This window comes from Burkholderia sp. Bp9090 (genome assembly GCF_003857985.1).
In the GTDB taxonomy this organism is placed as follows: domain Bacteria; phylum Pseudomonadota; class Gammaproteobacteria; order Burkholderiales; family Burkholderiaceae; genus Burkholderia.
This window is the reverse complement of sequence record NZ_QTPV01000002.1, coordinates 172408-189017: the sequence shown is the minus strand read 5'-3', so window position 1 is coordinate 189017 and position 16610 is coordinate 172408. Positions and strand designations below refer to the sequence as shown.

Here is a 16610-nt window from a genome sequence, read left to right as displayed (position 1 = left end):
GCGTCGGAATCAGGACAATACGGTCGACTCGCGCTGCGTCGCGAGCTGCATGATCTTTTCCTGCGTGGCGTCGGCCGCGCACAATTCGCCGGTCACGCGCCCTTCGCACATCACGAGGATCCGGTGGCTCATGCGCAGCACCTCGGGCAGCTCCGACGAGATCATCACGATCGCCTTACCGTCGGCGGCGAGCGCGTCGAGCAGCTTGTAGATCTCGCTTTTCGCGCCGACGTCGATGCCGCGGGTCGGCTCGTCGAAGAACAGGATGTCGCAGTCGCGCAGCAGCCACTTCGCGATCACGATCTTCTGCTGGTTGCCGCCCGACAGGAGCCGCGCCGGCTGCGCGACGGACGGCGTGCGGATCGCGAGCTGCCGCACGTACGACTGCGCGGTGTCGCGCATCCCGCGCGCATCGAGGAACATGCCGCGGCGCACGAAGCGCCGCATGCTCGACAGCGCGATGTTGTTCTGCACGTCCATCCCGATCGCGAGCCCGAAGTGCTTGCGGTCCTCCGAGAGATAACCGATCCCGTGCCTGACCGCGTCGGCCGGCGTGCGGATCGTCACGGTCTTGCCGTGCACACGGATCTCGCCCGCGTCGACCGGGTCCGCGCCGAACACCGCGCGCGCGACCTCGGTGCGGCCCGCGCCCATCAACCCGGCAAAGCCGAGGATCTCGCCGCGCCGCAGCGTGAAGCCGACATCGCGGATCGCGCGGCCGCGCGACAGCCCGCGCACCTCGAGCGCGACCGCGTTGGCCGACGTATCGGGCGGCGTGCGGAACGTCGCATCGAGCTGGCGGCCGACCATCATCGCGATGATCGCTTCCATCGACGTATCCGCCATCGGCACGGTCGCGACGTACTTGCCGTCGCGCATCACCGTCACGCGATCGGCGATCTGGCGCAGCTCATCCATCTTGTGCGAGATGTAGACGATGCCGACGCCGTGCACGCGCAGGTCACCGATGATGCGGAACAACTCGGCGATTTCCGCGTTGTTCAGCGCGGCGGTCGGTTCATCCATGATCAGCACGCGCGAGTCGAACGACAGCGCCTTCGCGATCTCGACCATCTGCTGCTTCGCGACCGTCAGCCGGCCGACCGGCGTGCGCGGGTCGAGATCGAGCCGCATCCGCGCGAAGATCGCGGCCGCGTCGCGGTTGAGCTTCTCTTCGTCGACGAACATGCCGAAGCGGCCGCGCGGCTCGCGGCCGATGAAGATGTTCTGCGCGACGCTCAGGTGGTTCATCAGGTTCAGTTCCTGATGGATGATGCCGATCCCGAGCGCCTGCGCGGCGCGCGGATCGTCGATGTCCACCGCGCGGCCGTCGATCCGGATCTCGCCTTCGTCCTTCTGATAAACGCCGGCGAGAATCTTCATCAGCGTCGACTTGCCCGCGCCGTTCTCGCCCATCAGCGCATGCACTTCGCCGGCGCGCAGGTCGAAGCGGCAATCGTCGAGCGCCAGCACGCCCGGAAAGCGCTTGCTGACGCCAGTCAGCTCGATCAGCGCCGCGGGCGCGGGGGTCGTCGGGTTCGGATCGGGTTGCATGGCTCGCCGCCCTCAGCCGATCGCGCGATCGAGATGCGTATAGCCGCCATCGACGAACAGCCACTGGCCCGTCGTGTGCGATGCGCGCGCCGACAGCAGGAACACGGCCGTGTCGGCAATCTCGTCGGCGGTCGTGAAGCGCTTGCCGAGCGGCACCTTGCCGGCGATTTCCGCGAGCTTCGCTTCCGGGTCGTCGAAACCCGCGATCCAGTTCTGGTAAAGCGGCGTCATCACCTCGGCCGGGATCACCGCGTTCACGCGCACGCCGTCGTCGCGCAGTGCGACCGCCCATTCGCGCGTCAGCGCGAGCTGCGCGCCCTTCGATGCGCAATAGCCGCTCGTGTTGCCCTGGCCGGTGACGGCCGTCTTCGACGAGATGTTGACGATCGCGCCGCGCGTCGCCTTCAGGTGCGGCACGCAGTAATGCGCCATCACGTAGTAGTGGATCAGGTTGCGTTCGAGCGATGCGACGAACGCGTCGCGCCCGGCATCGAGCCCGACGCCGTCGTTGATGCCCGCGTTGTTGACGAGGCCGTCGATGCGGCCGAAGCGCGCGACGGTCTGCGCGACTGCGTCGCGGCATTGCGCGTCGTCCTGCAGCTCGACGGACACGCACGCGGCGCGCGGCTGCTTCTGCGCGAGTGCGCGCCAGAAGCCGTCGTCCGGCGCGTGGCGCGCGAACACCACCGGAATCGCGCCTTCGTCGGCAAGCCGCATCGAGATCGCGGCGCCGATGCCCGACGCGCCGCCGGTCACGATCACGACCTTGTCTTGCAGATTCAAATCCACTTCGCGTCTCCGTCGTTCATGTTGTCGCCGCGCGCAGGTCATGCGCGGGTCATCGTGCGCCGTCGTGCTGCGCGCTGCGCGCTTCAGCCTCGGAACCGGTACTGCTCGAGCGATGCCGGCTTCATCTCGATCGAGAAGCCGGGTGCCGTCGGCGGCAGGTACGCCGCGCCGCGCACGACACAGGGCTCGACGAAATGCTCGTGCAGGTGATCGACGTATTCGGTCACGCGCCCTTCCTTCGTGCCGGCAATGCACACGTAGTCGATCATCGACAGATGCTGCACGTATTCGCACAGCCCGACGCCGCCCGCATGCGGACACACCGGCAGCCCGTACTTCGCGGCCAGCAGCATCACCGCGAGTATCTCGTTCACGCCGCCGAGCCGGCACGCATCGATCTGCACGACGTCGATCGCGCCGCGCGCGATGAACTGCTTGAACATCACGCGGTTCTGGCACATCTCGCCGGTCGCGACCTGCACGGGCGCGATCGCCTCGCGGATCTTGCGATGCCCTTCGACGTCGTCGGGGCTCGTCGGCTCCTCGATGAACCACGGTTTCGCGAACGCCAGCTCGCGCACCCAGTCGATCGCCTCGTCGACTTCCCACACCTGGTTCGCGTCGATCATCAGCTTGCGGTCCGGGCCGATCACCTCGCGTGCGATCGTCACGCGGCGGATGTCGTCCTCCAGGTTCGCGCCGACCTTCAGCTTCACGTAATCGAACCCGGCGTCCACCGCTTCGTGACACAACCGGCGCAGCTTGTCGTCGCTGTAGCCGAGCCAGCCGGCCGACGTCGTGTAGCACGGGTAGCCTTCGCGCTCGAGCGTCGCGATCCGCGCCGCCTTGCCCGGCGCCTGCCGGCGCAGCAGGTCGAGCGCTTCGTCCGGCGTCAGGCAGTCGGTCAGGTAGCGAAAATCGATCGCGCGCACGATGTCCTCGGGGCTCATGTCGGCGACGAGCCGCCACAGCGGTTTGCCGACGGCCTTCGCCCACAGGTCCCACACCGCGTTGACGACGGCGCCCGTCGCCAGATGAATCGCGCCCTTGTCGGGGCCGATCCAGCGCAACTGGCTGTCCGAGGTCACGTGCCGCCAGAAGCGGCCCATGTCCTCGCGAATCCAGTCGAGGTCGAGGCCGACGACGAGGTGACGCATCGCGTCGATCGCCGCGCAGCAGATTTCGTTGCCGCGCCCGATGGTGAACGTGAGCCCGTGGCCTTCGAGCCCGTCGCGGTCGGTTTCGAGCACGACGTACGCGGCCGAATAATCGGGGTCCGGATTCATCGCATCGGAACCGTCGAGCTGGCGCGAGGTCGGGAAGCGCACGTCGAGGACGCGCATCGATCGAATGATAGGCATGGCGAACCGTCCGGGAAAGGGTTTCAGGCCTGCACGGTGCGCTGGCGCTGCTCGCCGAGCCCGTCGATGCCGAGCGTGATCACCTGCTCGGCGCGCAGATAGACGGGCGGCTTCTGCCCGAGGCCCACGCCCGGCGGCGTGCCGGTCGAGATCACGTCGCCCGGCTGCAGGCTCATGAAGCGGCTCAGGTAACTGATCAGGTGCGGCACGCGGAACACCATCGTCGCGGTCGTGCCGTTCTGGTAGCGGTGGCCGTCCACTTCCAGCCACAGCCGCAGCGCGTGCGGATCGGGCACTTCGTCGGCCGTCACGAGCCACGGGCCGAGCGGGCCGAACGTATCGTTGCCCTTGCCCTTGTCCCACGTGCCGCCGCGTTCGAGCTGGTACTCGCGCTCCGACACGTCGTTCACCACGCAGTAGCCGGCGACGTGCGACAGCGCGTCGGCTTCGTCGATATAGCGGCCGCCCCGGCCGATCACGACGCCCAGCTCGACTTCCCAGTCGGTCTTCTCCGAGCCGCGCGGGATCTCGACGTCGTCGTTCGGCCCCGAGATCGCACTCGTCCACTTGCCGAACACGACCGGCTCCTTCGGGACGTCCATCCCCGATTCGGCCGCGTGGTCGGAATAGTTGAGCCCGATGCAGATGAACTTGCCGACGCGGCCGACGCACGCGCCGAGCCGCGGCGCGCCTTCGACGAGCGGCAGCGACGCCGGGTCGAGGTCGCGCAGCCGCGCGAGCGACGCGGGTGCGAGCGCGTCGCCGGCGACGTCGTCGATCACGCCCGACAGGTCGCGGATCCTGCCCTGCGCATCGAGCAGGCCCGGCTTTTCATGGTGTTTGTCGCCAAATCTCAGCAGTTTCATGTGGTGTGAGCGGAAATGGAAAGTGAGTGGAAGGGAGCGGTCAGTTCGACGCGGTCGGCTAGACGCGGTCAGTTCGACCAGCCGCCATCGATCAGGTGAATCGCGCCGGTCGTGAACGACGCTTCGTCGGACGCGAGATACAGCGCGAGCGCGGCCACTTCGTCCGCGGTGCCGATACGGCCCATCGGCTGACGCGCGACGAACGCCTGGCGCACGGTATCGGTCGACACCTGGCGCGTGCGCGCCTGCTCGGCGATCCGCTGCTCCAGCGACGGCGACTCGATCGTGCCCGGGCAGATCGCGTTGCAGCGGATGCGCTGCTCGACGAAATCGGCGGCGACCGACTTGGTGAGGCCGATCACGGCCGCCTTGGTCGTGCCGTAGACGAAGCGGTTCGGCACGCCCTTCACGCTCGACGCGGCCGACGCCATGTTGACGATCGACGCGCCGCCCGCAGCCAGCATCGCCGGCAGCAGCGCGCGGATCAGCCGGTACATCGACGTGACGTTCAGGTTCAGCGAGAACGCCCACGCGGCGTCGTCGCAGTCGAGGATCGAGCCGTGGTGCACGAAGCCCGCACAGTTGAACAGCACGTCGAACGCGCGCTCCTGCGCGGCGAGTGCGGCAATGTCGCCCGCGTCGGTCACGTCGAGCCGCCGCGTGGCCAGCCGGCCGCCCGCGCGTTCGGCGTCGGCCGCGAGTTGCGCGAGCGCGGCTTCGTTGATGTCGGTCGCCAGCACGTCGGCACCCTCGCTTGCGAACCGCAGCGCGGTCGCGCGGCCGATACCCTGCCCCGCCGCCGTCACCAGTGCGCGCTTGCCCTGCAATCTCATGAGCACCTCTCCCGAAGAAGCCGGCCGGGCCGGCTGATTGGCACAAAGGACTAAAGGTCCAACCAATCATAGGAACGGATTCCGGATTTGTCACGTTCGTGTGATTCAGTATTTTCCCGAGCGGGAGAATCGGGCGGAAGGCGCTGTGGCGGGCTTCGATTACCGTATTTTTCAGGTTCCGCCGATCGGCCGCGTATCGCGCAAAGCCAATATCGGTGGGCGTTTCCGCGACCCCGGGGCATCGGAGTCGCGCCGTCGGCACCGCGAAACTGACAAAAAAGTCATGTTCCCGTCAGGGTGTCAACGGCAGGCGCGCGCGATCATGGTGTTGCCGGACCGCGCTTCCCCGGACACCGCCCCCCGCCCGTCGCCGATCCCTGACGGGCGTCTCCGTCCCCCGCGGTGTCCACGTGACTGAGCGAGCAGACACGGGGGCGCGGGCCGATTTTCCGCCCCGGGCGTGCGCGTCCGGGGCGCTTTTGTCGTTGGCTTTTTCACGAAAATGCGCGTCGATTGTTTCTAATTCGACAAAAGGTAATTTGAGCCAGACAGGATGTTTTTTCCGGTCACAGACGCTTACATTTAGCGCACCACTCATGGAAACCGCTACGGATTCGCCCTCGGGTAGTGACATCCACTGCCACGGCCGAAACCGCACGAGCTTTAGGAAACGGCAAATGAAGGCCTCCAAATCCCTGCCTGTGCTCGATCCCGCCGACGTCCACGTCGAAATTCTGGAACGCTCCGATACGCTGCTCGTCGTCCGCTGGGTCGAACCCGGCCGCTGTCACTACGGCGAACAGCGCTGGCGCCGCCGCTTCGCGCAGCGCACCGGCACCTGCGCGCTGTCGCGCCAGGTCATCCAGCGCGGCGACGAAGTGTTCCGCCCGGCCGAGCGCCCGGCACCCGCGAACGCGGCGGCGATGATCTCCGCCGCCGAAGTGCTCGCGCTGGCCCGGAGCCGGTAACGCCCGCCGGCCACCCGTGCCGGGGCCCGCGGCCTGATGCGCTGGCGCGCCCTAGAACCGCCGGTCTAATTCCCCCGCTTGTCTGCCCCGCCTGCGCGGACTATCGTTACACCACCCAATGTAACGATTACGCATCGTGGCGTACCGGCCACGCCGATGGAGGCAGACATGCATGCATGGAGCGCGCGCCACGTCCCGGCGCAAGGCGGCAAGGTCGCGATCGTGACCGGCGCCAACAGCGGCCTCGGCTGGCATATCGCGGAAACGCTGGCCGCCAAGGGCGCGACGGTCGTGATGGGCTGCCGCGATGCCGCGCGCGCGGCGCAGGCCGCCGCTGCGATTCGCCGGCTCCATCCCGCCGCACAGGTCGAAGTCGATCCGCTCGACCTCGCCGATCTCGCGTCGATCCGGCGCTTCGCCGCCGACGTCGCCGACCGCCACGGCCGCGTCGACATCCTCTGCAACAACGCCGGCGTGATGTTCCTGCCGCTGCGGCACACGCACGACGGCTTCGAGATGCAGTTCGGCACCAACCACCTCGGCCATTTCGCGCTGACCGGCCATCTGCTGCCCGCGCTGCGCGCCGCCCGGCGCGCGCGTGTCGTGACGATGTCGAGCGGCTTCAACCGCGGCGGCCGGATCCGGGTCGACGACCTGCGCGCCGAGCACCGTTACAACCGTTATCTCGCCTACTGCGACAGCAAACTCGCGAACCTGGTGTTCGCACTCGAGTTGCAGCGCCGCTTCCAGCGCGCGGGGTTCGCGGGAATCAGCGTCGCCGCGCATCCCGGCTACGCGGCAACCAACCTGCAGTTCGCGGGCCCCGCGATGGACAGTTCGCCCACGCGCGCCGCGCTGATGCGCGCGGCGAACCGTTATCTCGCGCAACCGGCCGAGCAGGGTGCGTTGCCCGCGATTCATGCGGCGACGTCGCCCGACCTCGCCGGCGGCTCGTACATCGGGCCGTCCGGCTGGCTCGAGTCGCGCGGCCTGCCGGCACCGGCGAGCGTGCCGCGCGCGGCACGCGACGTGGCCCTCGCGGCTCTGCTGTGGGAGGCTTCCGAAGCCGCGACGGGCGTGCGTTTCCTGAGTTCGGGCGCGCCCGCCGGCCGGCCGCCCGCCAAGCCGTTCGATGCGGCCGCCGAGGCGCGCTGAATCCCGCGCGCGTCGCCTCAACATTCCTCATACTTATTACACTTGCAGAAACGAAAGCAGGATGAAAGCCTGATCCGGCGTCCCACTGTTACCGCCCTGGAAACAATCTATCATCAAAATCAGCGTTTACCCTCAACGACCCGGTGACTAAGATTTAGTCAATCGCTGCAGACATGGTGTCGCAAGCGAACCCAATAAAACACCGGAGGTCATCATGAAATCGCTCGTTTCCGCAGTTGTTGCCGCTGTCGCCCTGTCCGCTTCGTTCGGCGCTTTCGCACAAAGCACCGTGACCCGCGCTCAAGTCCGCAACGAACTGGTTCAGCTCGAACAAGCCGGCTACAAGCCGGGCGTGTCGAGCCCCTACTACCCGAACGACATCCAGTCGGCGGAAGCGCGCGTTCATGGTGCCGACGCCAGCGGCTACGGCGCGCAACCGGCTCCGGTCGTCCACTCGGGCGCCCCGGCTGCCGCAGCGTCGTCGAACGCACGCGACTCGGTCTTCTTCGGCCAGTAAGCCGACGCGCCCCCGGCGGGCGCACCGCGCATCGCGCGATGAAGAAGCTGGATCCGGACGAGCCCCTCACGCGGGCTCGTCTTTTTTTGCGAAACGCATACCTCCGCCGCCCGGCAGCGGGTGGCTTCGCCCGGGCGCCTTGCGTCCGGGCGCTTTTTCTCCGGCGAGGTATGCGTAACGAAGTCGAATGCGGAAGTCGAATGCGCCGATCAGCGCCCGGCGGCAGCCGCGGGCAGCGCACGCGACAGTACACGCCAGCGCGACAGCAGTTCGTCGCGATCGACGTAGCAGCCCTGCAGATGCCGGCGGCCCGTCGACGGATCGAACTCGGTGCGCGCATGCAGCACGCGCCGGTTGTCGAACGCCCACATGTCGCCCGCCCGCAGCCGGCGCTGCACGCGAAAACGCGGCTCGCGCGCGAGTGCGAGAAACCGCCGGTACGCGCGGTAGACGGCCGCGACGGCGCCGGCCGGCGCATCGAGCGGCCCGCGCAGGAAGTTCGCGACGCGCACCTCGGTCACGTTGCCGCGCGCATCGAGCCCGATCACCGGCGCCGAGCAGCGGTAGTCGCTGTTCGCACTCTTGTTCCAGAACTCGAACGGTGTCGACGCAAGTTGCGTGAAATCGTCCGGATATTCGCGCCGCAGCGCATCCGCGAGCGCGAAGCCGTCGAGGAACACGCTGTCTCCGCCCGTTGCGTCGTTCGCCAGGCAGTGCAGGAACTGCACGCCCGGCTGCAATTCACGCGTCGGCAGGTCGGTGTGCGGCGGCAGGTTCAGCGACGTATAGGCATTGCTGTCCGGCCGCGGCTTCGATTCGACATCGAACAGCACGCCGAAATTGCTTTCGCGGATCAGGCCGACACGCCGCGCGATCTGGTCGACCCGGCCGGGTTCGGCCGGCACGCCCTCGACGAGCGTCAGCCCCGTGCGCTGCAACGCGGCGAGCCAGGCGAGCAACGCGCCGTCGTCCTCCATCACGTCACGCCACGCGAACACGCCGATCGCCGTCGCATCGTCGCCGGTCCACACGTGCCGCCCGTGCGCGGCCTGGCGTTCCGCGCGGGACGCATCGTCGTAAGCATGCGCGCGCAACCATCCCGGCGACCAGGCGCTGCGATGCCCGTCGTTCCACTCGACGTGCAGCGCGCCGTCGGTTTCGACATGCACGACGAGCGCCGACAGATCCTCGCGCGCATCGGCGATCTCGAACACCTGTTCGCGCGTGAGCGCATGCACGCACGCGGAGCACGCGCAGTTGTCGCGCAACCAGTCGAAGTGAAACGGCGATCGTCGCGTGTCGCTCCACTCGACGTTCACCGCACCCTCGCCGATCGTCGCCGCCGCAATGGCGGCGTCGGCGGAAAAGGTCCGCCAGTCCTCGATACGGTGTTGCGCTGCCTGCATCGTTGCCTCCCGGAAAACGCCCGCTACGCGTGTGGTGCGAGCAGAAACCCGCCGATCATCCGGTGCATCCGCGCGGCCTGCGGGCTCGTTCCGAGCGCGCGCCAGCAGCCGTGCACCAGCCCCTCTCCCATCCAGTAACGCGCGGCGCCGCCGGCCGCGAGTATGTGTTCGACATAGACGCGCGCATCGTCGCGCAGCGGATCGTGTTCCGCGCCGATCGCGAGCACGGGCGGCAGGCCGTCGAAACGCGCCGCCGCGAGCGGCACCGAGGCGCGCAGCAGCGGATCGTCATCGCCCGGCGCATCGTCGCGTTCACTGCCCCAGTACAACGCGCGATAGCGATGGACGTCGTCGAGCGTCAGCATCGGCGCGTGTGCCTCGGTTTCGCGCGCCGGCGATTGCGGTTCGAAGCCGAGCATCGGATAGACGAGCGCGATCCCGTCGATGCCGCCTTCGCCCGCATCGCGCAGCGCGGTCGCGACGGCGGCCGCGAGGTTGCCGCCGGCACTGTCGCCGGCGAGCGTCAGCGGTCGCGCGCACGCGTCGAACGGCCAGCGCGCTGCGTCGCGCGCGGCGCGCGTGACGGCCAGGCAATCGTCGAGCGCGGCCGGCGCGCGATGCTCGGGCGCGAGCCGGTAGTCGACCGCGATCACGGCAAGCCCCGTGTCGGCCGCCAGTTGCGCGGTGATCAACGCATGACTGTCGAGCGAGCCGACGACGAAGCCGCCGCCATGAAAGAACAGCACGGTGCCGCGCGGCTCACCGTGCGCGGGCGCATAGCGCCGCAGCGCGATCGCGCGTCCGTCCGGCGCATGCCACACCGCATCGTGCCGGACGATGCCGGCCGGCAGTTCGGCGGGCGTCCATGCGGCCGCGAAGCGATCGTAGACGCGGCGTTGCTCGTCGGGCGAGCGCGCCGCTGCGTCGGCCGGATACCACGCGTCGACGGCCGCGACGAACGCCGCGATTTCCGGTTCGAGCATCGTGTGCGCTCCGCGGTCCAGGGTTGAACGTCGACGCTAGCGGCGCGGCGGCAGTCCGATCACGCGGCCCGCATACGCAGGGGCCGCGCAATCGCGCTGCACCGCATGCAGTTCAGCCACGCGCGCGGCGACGTCGTCGTCGAACGGCGCCGATTTCGCGCCGTCGCGCGTGTCGACGTGCAGCAGCATCTGCTCGCTCGCCGACACCGCGCCGTCGTGCCCGTCGGCGAACAGTTCGAGATACAGGTGCAGCCGCTTCGCGTCGTGCGCGAGCACCCGCGCATCGACGCGCACGCGCGTGCCCTCCTTGATCTCCTGCAGATAGTTCACGTGCGCTTCGAGCGTGTAGACCGAGCGGCCCCGCTCGCGACGCGCTGCGTCGTCGAGACCGATGCGGTCCAGCAACGCATCGGTCGCGAAGCTGAAGATCAGCAGATAGAACGCGTCGCGCAGGTGGCCGTTGTAGTCGACCCATTCGGGCCGCACGACGTCGCGGTAGATCGTCAGCGGGGTATCGCCTGTCATGTTCGTTCAGTCCTCGAATCGCATTCCGTGCCGCGCCTTCACCGCGGCGATCGCCTTCAGCACCTCGGTGATGCACTCGTCGCGATAGCGTTCGAGTTCCTTGATGCTGCGCGTGCCCTGCTGCTCGCTCGTGCCTTCGACGACGCTGTCGATCAGTGCATCGGTCAGCTTCGGCGCGACCAGCTTCGTCCATGGCAGTTCGAGCGCGGGGCCGAACTGCTGCATGAAGTGTCGCATGCCCGCGTCGCCGCCGGCCAGCGTGTAGGTCAGGAACGTGCCCATGAACGACCAGCGGATGCCCGCGCCGAAGCGGATCGCATCGTCGATCTCGCCGGTCGTCGCGACGCCCTCGTTGACGAGATGCAGCGCCTCGCGCCACAGCGCTTCGAGCAGCCGGTCCGCGATGAAGCCCGGCACTTCCTTGCGCACGTGCAGCGGCCGCATGCCGAGCTTGCGATAGATCGCCATCGCCGCCTCGACCGCCTCCGGCGAGGTGCGCGCGCCGCCGAGCACCTCGACGAGCGGCAGCAGGTAGACCGGATTGAACGGATGACCGACCACGCAGCGCTCCGGATGCGTCGCCCGCGCATAGAAGTCGGTTGGCAGCAGCCCCGACGTCGACGATGCGATGATCGCGTCCGGCTTCGCCGCGCGGCTGATCTGTTCGTGCAGTTCGAGCTTCAGCGCCTCGCGCTCCGGTGCGCTTTCCTGGATGAAGTCCGCGTCGGCGACGCAGGCCTCGATCGTCGACTCGAAGCGCAGCCGCGCGGGATCGGCGCCCGGCGCGAGGCCGACGCGCTCGAGCGCGGGCCATGCATTCGCGACGCTCGCGCGCAAGCGCGCTTCCGCGTCCGGCGCGGGGTCCCACACGACCACGTCCAGACCATGCGCGAGCGCACGGCAAATCCATCCGCTGCCGATCACGCCGGTGCCGATCGCGGCGAACGTCTTGATGTCGGTCTTCACTGCCATGTCAACACATCCTTCAAATCGAGGAGAATCGGACGGCGGCGCACGCCTGCGCGCCGCCGCATTGAATCGGAATCAGCGTTGAAACTCACGCGAACTCGGCCACCGCGCGGCGTTCGAGCAGGCGCTCGCCGCGCGCCGGCAGGCCGAGCTTGCGACGCCCTTCGGCCGGCGTCAGCACGCGGCCGCCGAGCCGTTCGACGATTTCCCGCGCACGCTCGACGAGCGTGCCGTTGGTCGCGTGCACGCCGCGATCGAGCCAGATGTTGTCTTCGAGGCCCACGCGCACGTGGCCGCCGAGCAGCATCGCCTGCGCGACCATCGGCATCTGCATGCGGCCGATCCCGAAGCCGGTCCAGTGCGCGCCCGGCGGCAGGTTGTCGACCATCGCCTTCATCGTGCCGGTGTCGGCCGGCGCACCCCACGGAATGCCGAGGCACAGCTGGAACAGCGGCGGATCGTCGAGCAGCCCTTCCTTCAGCAATTGCTTCGCGAACCACAGATGGCCCGTATCGAAGATTTCCAGCTCCGGCTTCACGCCGAGTTCCTGGATGCGCTTGGCGCCGGCGCGCAGTTGCGCGGGCGTCGACACGTAGATGTAGTCGCCGTCGCCGAAATTCAGCGTGCCGCAGTCGAGCGTGCAGATTTCCGGCAGCAGTTCCTCGACGTGCGCGAGACGCGTGAGGCCGCCGACGAGATCGGTGCCCTTGCCGAAGCGCATCGGGTCTTCGCCCGGACCGATCTCCAGATCGCCGCCCATGCCGGCCGTCAGGTTGATGATCACGTCGACGTCCGCCGAGCGAATCCGGTCGACCACTTCGCGGTACAGGTTCGGGTCGCGGCTGCCGCGGCCCGTCTGCGGATCGCGCACGTGGCAGTGCGCCACCGTCGCGCCGGCCTTCGCGGCCTCGATCGCGGCGGCCGCGATTTCCTTCGGCGTGACCGGAATCGCCGGATGTTTGCCGACCGTATCGCCCGCGCCGGTGACCGCGCAGGTGATGATGACTTCGTGGTTCATGCTGAGTGCCCTCGTTTGCTTCGGTTCGTGTCGCTCGATTTCCGTCGTACTGCAGATGATTTTTCGCTGCGCGCCGCCCGCTCGCGGCGCGTGCGGGCCGTTACAGGCCGAGATAGGCCTTCACGGCAGGCAGGCCGTCCTTGCCGTCGAACGTCTTGACGCCGGCGAGCCAGGCATCGAGCACCTGCGGATTCTTCTTCAGGTACGCCTTCGCGGCATCGGCCGGCTTCGTCTTGTTCATCACCGACTGCATCAGCTGGTTCTCCAGCTGCGTCGTGAAGCGCAGGTTCTCGACGAGCTTGCCCGCGTTCGGGCAGCGCGAGATGAAGTCGGGCGCCGTCAGCGTGTACACGCGCGCTTCGCCGTAGTTCGGGCCGAACGCCGCATCGCCGCCGGACAGGTAGTTCATGCTGATCTGGATGTTCATCGGATGCGGTTCCCAGCCGAGAAACACGACCCACTTCTTGTCGCGGATCGCGCGCTCGACCGTGACGAGCATCCCCGCCTCGCTCGATTCGACCAGCTTGAAGCCGCCGAGGCCGTACTGGTTCGTGTCGATCATCTTCTGGATCGTCGCGTTCGCGCTGCTGCCCGGCTCGATCCCGTAGATCTTGCCGTCGAGCTCCGCGCGGTGCTTCGCGATGTCCTCGAAGGTCTTCAGGCCGGCCTGGTATTCGTAGCTCGGCACCGCGAGCGTCGCCTTCGCGCCCGACAGGTTCGGCGGTTCGACCACGTTGATCGACTTGCTGTCGAGGAACGGCTGGAGCTGCTTCTGCTGCACCGGCCACCAGTAGCCGAGCGAGATGTCCAGCTGCTTGCTCTTCAGGCCGGCGAACGAGATCGGCACCGATGCGATCGTCGTCGTCGGCTTGTAGCCGAGCCCTTCGAACACCGTCGACGCGAGCGCCGTGGTGGACGTGATGTCGGTCCAGCCGATATCCGCGAAGCGTACGTTGCGGCAAGTCGCGGCATCCGTTTCGGCCTGCGCCGCGGTCGCGAACGCGCCGGTCGCCAGCACGGCCGCGACGAACGCGGCGATCTTTGTCGACTTCATGGTTTCTCCCCTTCGGTTGGACCGATGTCCTGCGGATTCGCGGAGTGCGTCCCGGCCTGCATCGTGGGAGTAAAAGTAACGAGCCATATTCACCGCAAGACGACCGCCGGCGACCTGTTCTTGACTATTTGCGACTATGGGTGGAAACCACTACGTGCGGGGAGCGGCTTGTATGGCGGGGGTTTGGGGCGAATTTCGATGAGGAGGGGTTTGTCCGGATGCGGCGTGACGAGATGCCGTACGCTACAACCAGACAGGGTCGGTCAGGTCCGTGCGGCTGCAAGCGCGTTGCCGAAATGCTCGACGGCGCCGTCGAAGCGCGCCGCGCCGACGTCGAACACCCAGCGGCGCAGCGCGGGGGGCGCGGCAAGACCCAGCTCCGCGACCCGATACCCGGTGTCGATCGCGGCCAGCACGGCCTTCACCATGGCCTGCGGCATGCCTTCGGTGGCGACGGTCGTCAGCCCGCCGTCGAGTATGCTCGGCGCAAAGGCCGCGCTTTCGACTTCCTGCTGGATCGCCGTCCGCGCGGCCGTGGCGACGGCATCCGCGGTTCTTTCGATCGTCCAGCTGGCCGGATCGCCGAGCCCGACCAGCAACAAGGCACGCGCCGCGATGCCCGCGGGCGGATGGCTGATCCACAGCGTTTCCATCGGCGCGGCCAGAAAACGGCCCTCGCGCCGCAAGCCGGTGAGTGCCCCCGACAGTGCCAGGTCGAGATGGCGTAACCCGCCGGTCGGGCCATCGCCCGTCGCCTCGCGGGCAAACATGCAGCCACAGGAGAGGTCGACCTGCGCGCCTACGCCATCCCATGCGGCGACCTCGAAGGACACCTCCCGCCAACGACCGATACTGTGTCGAAGAACCATATCGTCTCTCCCGCAAGGCTGGAACAGGGTCCGGAGCGCAGCGCGCCCCGGTGTCCAGCGTTGGTCCTCTTCATCCGCCCGCCCGGGCTTGCGCCGGCGCACGAGCTACTCGTCATCCGCGTACGCCGGTACCTGCGTTGCGCTTATTGCCTGGCGGCAAGACCAAACGCATAGAGCTTGTGACTCGTGCCGTCGTACGGCAGACCGAGCACCTTGGTGTGGTAGCCCGCCCCCCAGTACACCGACCCGTCGACGATGGCAGCGCCCGACACCACCGCGCCGTTGTTCTCGTAGCTCCACTTGATCTCGCCCGTCGCCGCATCGAGCGCATACATGCTCGCGCCCGTCCCGGCCAACGAGCCGGCATAGACGACCCCGTTTGCGGCCGACATCGCCACCGTGTCCATCTTGCCCTGCGGGTCGGCCGTGCGCCACAGCACCTTGCCGGTGGCGGCGTCGACCGCCGCCCAGATGCCGCCCTTGGTCGTCTTCTGGCCGTTCGGACCGTTGTCGACGTCGATCGATTTTCCGTCCAGGTTGCCGATCGAAACGTAGATGCGCTTGCCGTCGGCGGCCGTCCCCCACAGCATGCCGCCCAGCAGGCTGCCCGGGCCGACCTGCGTCTGCCAGACCACCTTGCCGGTCTTGGGATCGAGCGCCCAGTACACGCCGCTCTTCGCGCCTGCGCCCACCAACGTCCTCTCCTTCCCGTTGATGGTCGCCTTGAACAGGTTGGGCCCCGAGCCGAAATCGTAGTCCGGGCCGTCGTCGTGGTCGTAGTTGGTCGACATGTCGGCCGCCAACGTACGGGTATGCCAGACGATCCTGCCGGTCTTGAGGTCGAGCGCGACAAAGCTGTCGATCATGTTGGCAGGCGTATCGGGTTTGCAGTTCTTCTGGGTCGGATAACGGCAGTGACCCGGCGGAACCGAGAAGTTGTTGCCCGTGGTCACGTAGAGCAGGCCGGTTTCATGATCGACCGCAGCCGTGTTGCCCCACACCGAGCCGCCGGTATATCCCTTCGGCACCATATAGGTCTTCCACAGCATCTTGCCGGTCCTGGCATCGAGGGCGACCACCGCGCCGCGATAGGTCGGCTTGTCCTTGAGCGCCTCGGCACGCGACGAGAGGCCGACGTACACTACGCCGCGATCGACGATCGGCGACTGGGTAATGATCGCGGTCGGATCCGAATCCACCTTGGTCCGCCACAGCGGCGCGCCATCCTCTGCCTTCGCTGCCAGCACGAACGCGCCGGTCGGGTTGTTCGCAACCTGGGTGCCCTGCCCGAAGATCAGCGTGCCTTCCCAGTAGGCCGGGCTGGTGCGCGACGCATCGTTGTCGATGCCGCTGTATTCGGCGATCTTCTTCTTCCACTTCACCTTGCCGCTGGCGGCATCGACCGCCCACAGCGAGCCGCCGAAGTCCGGCACATACACGGTGCCGTTGGCGACGGTCGGCGTGGCCGACACGTTGCCGTCGGTATCCAGCGTCCAGCGCGGCGCAAGCTGCGAGACGTTGTCGACGCCGATGACGCGCTCGTCCGGCGCGGTACGCGTGTTGTCGACACCCTGCCCGGCAAAGACCCAGTCCGCCGCCGCACCCGGGCCGCTTGCGAGCATGCCGAACAGGGCAAGCGTTCCGATCATGGCCGGCGTACGCCGGCGCCACGAGGCAAGTCCGGCATGCTGCTTGTTGGATGTTTTCATGACATCACCTTACCGAGAGAAGTGTGACTGATGA

At 67.8% G+C, this 16610-nt stretch carries 16 protein-coding genes; 3 read left to right on the top strand and 13 right to left on the bottom strand.

Annotation, left to right across the window (positions count from 1 at the left end):
• Positions 1–9: 9 nt before the first annotated feature.
• The 5 genes from DIE16_RS02535 to DIE16_RS02515 form a co-directional block, all read right to left on the bottom strand.
• Positions 10–1554 (bottom strand): sugar ABC transporter ATP-binding protein, encoded by a 1545-nt coding sequence (locus DIE16_RS02535; protein WP_124891707.1) that lies wholly within the window; start codon positions 1552–1554, stop codon positions 10–12.
• A gap of 12 nt (positions 1555–1566) precedes the next feature.
• Positions 1567–2343 carry an SDR family oxidoreductase gene (locus DIE16_RS02530; RefSeq protein WP_124891706.1) on the bottom strand — a complete coding sequence of 259 codons (777 nt, stop codon included), beginning with the start codon at positions 2341–2343 and terminating at the stop codon, positions 1567–1569.
• An 83-nt stretch (positions 2344–2426) separates the two neighbouring features.
• Positions 2427–3704 carry an L-fuconate dehydratase gene (locus tag DIE16_RS02525; RefSeq protein WP_124891705.1) on the bottom strand — a complete coding sequence of 426 codons (1278 nt, stop codon included), beginning with the start codon at positions 3702–3704 and terminating at the stop codon, positions 2427–2429.
• A gap of 23 nt (positions 3705–3727) precedes the next feature.
• A complete protein-coding gene (locus DIE16_RS02520; protein WP_124891704.1) occupies positions 3728–4570 on the bottom strand; it encodes an ureidoglycolate lyase in 843 nt (280 codons plus the stop codon).
• A gap of 68 nt (positions 4571–4638) precedes the next feature.
• The gene (locus tag DIE16_RS02515; protein ID WP_124668041.1) at positions 4639–5403 is read right to left on the bottom strand and encodes an SDR family oxidoreductase; all 765 of its coding nucleotides are present in this window, start codon (positions 5401–5403) and stop codon (positions 4639–4641) included.
• A gap of 677 nt (positions 5404–6080) precedes the next feature.
• On the opposite strand from DIE16_RS02515, the gene DIE16_RS02510 reads away from it, so the two are divergent.
• The 3 genes from DIE16_RS02510 (at position 6081) to DIE16_RS02500 (ending at position 8043) form a co-directional block, all read left to right on the top strand.
• On the top strand, positions 6081–6371 hold the full coding sequence (locus DIE16_RS02510; protein WP_124891703.1) for a DUF3331 domain-containing protein: 291 nt from the start codon (positions 6081–6083) through the stop codon (positions 6369–6371).
• A gap of 168 nt (positions 6372–6539) precedes the next feature.
• Positions 6540–7526, top strand: coding sequence for an oxidoreductase (locus DIE16_RS02505; RefSeq protein WP_124891702.1), 987 nt, complete (start codon positions 6540–6542; stop codon positions 7524–7526).
• 214 nt (positions 7527–7740) lie between these two features.
• Entirely contained in the window at positions 7741–8043 is a 303-nt protein-coding gene (locus DIE16_RS02500; protein ID WP_124485209.1) for a DUF4148 domain-containing protein, read from the top strand.
• Positions 8044–8252: 209 nt separating this feature from the next.
• Here DIE16_RS02500 and DIE16_RS02495 read toward each other — a convergent pair whose 3' ends face one another.
• The 8 genes from DIE16_RS02495 to DIE16_RS02460 all read right to left on the bottom strand — a co-directional run bounded on the left by DIE16_RS02495 (position 8253) and on the right by DIE16_RS02460 (position 16576).
• On the bottom strand, positions 8253–9449 hold the full coding sequence (locus DIE16_RS02495) for a TauD/TfdA family dioxygenase (RefSeq protein WP_124485208.1): 1197 nt from the start codon (positions 9447–9449) through the stop codon (positions 8253–8255).
• A 23-nt stretch (positions 9450–9472) separates the two neighbouring features.
• Positions 9473–10432 (bottom strand): alpha/beta hydrolase, encoded by a 960-nt coding sequence (locus tag DIE16_RS02490; RefSeq protein WP_124891701.1) that lies wholly within the window; start codon positions 10430–10432, stop codon positions 9473–9475.
• 36 nt (positions 10433–10468) lie between these two features.
• Complete coding sequence (locus tag DIE16_RS02485; protein ID WP_044847785.1) at positions 10469–10957, bottom strand: thioesterase family protein; 489 nt, start codon at positions 10955–10957, stop codon at positions 10469–10471.
• Positions 10958–10963: 6 nt separating this feature from the next.
• Positions 10964–11929 (bottom strand): L-carnitine dehydrogenase, encoded by a 966-nt coding sequence (locus DIE16_RS02480; RefSeq protein ID WP_124668045.1) that lies wholly within the window; start codon positions 11927–11929, stop codon positions 10964–10966.
• 85 nt (positions 11930–12014) lie between these two features.
• Complete coding sequence (locus tag DIE16_RS02475) at positions 12015–12944, bottom strand: 3-keto-5-aminohexanoate cleavage protein (protein WP_124891700.1); 930 nt, start codon at positions 12942–12944, stop codon at positions 12015–12017.
• 100 nt (positions 12945–13044) lie between these two features.
• On the bottom strand, positions 13045–13998 hold the full coding sequence (locus DIE16_RS02470; RefSeq protein WP_044847783.1) for a choline ABC transporter substrate-binding protein: 954 nt from the start codon (positions 13996–13998) through the stop codon (positions 13045–13047).
• 263 nt (positions 13999–14261) lie between these two features.
• Positions 14262–14867: a M17 family peptidase N-terminal domain-containing protein gene (locus DIE16_RS02465; RefSeq protein WP_124891699.1), complete on the bottom strand. Its 606-nt coding sequence runs from the start codon at positions 14865–14867 to the stop codon at positions 14262–14264.
• Between the two features lie 143 nt (positions 14868–15010).
• Positions 15011–16576, bottom strand: a complete 1566-nt coding sequence (locus tag DIE16_RS02460; protein ID WP_124485205.1) for a PQQ-binding-like beta-propeller repeat protein — start codon at positions 16574–16576, stop codon at positions 15011–15013.
• Between the last annotated feature and the right edge of the window lie 34 nt (positions 16577–16610).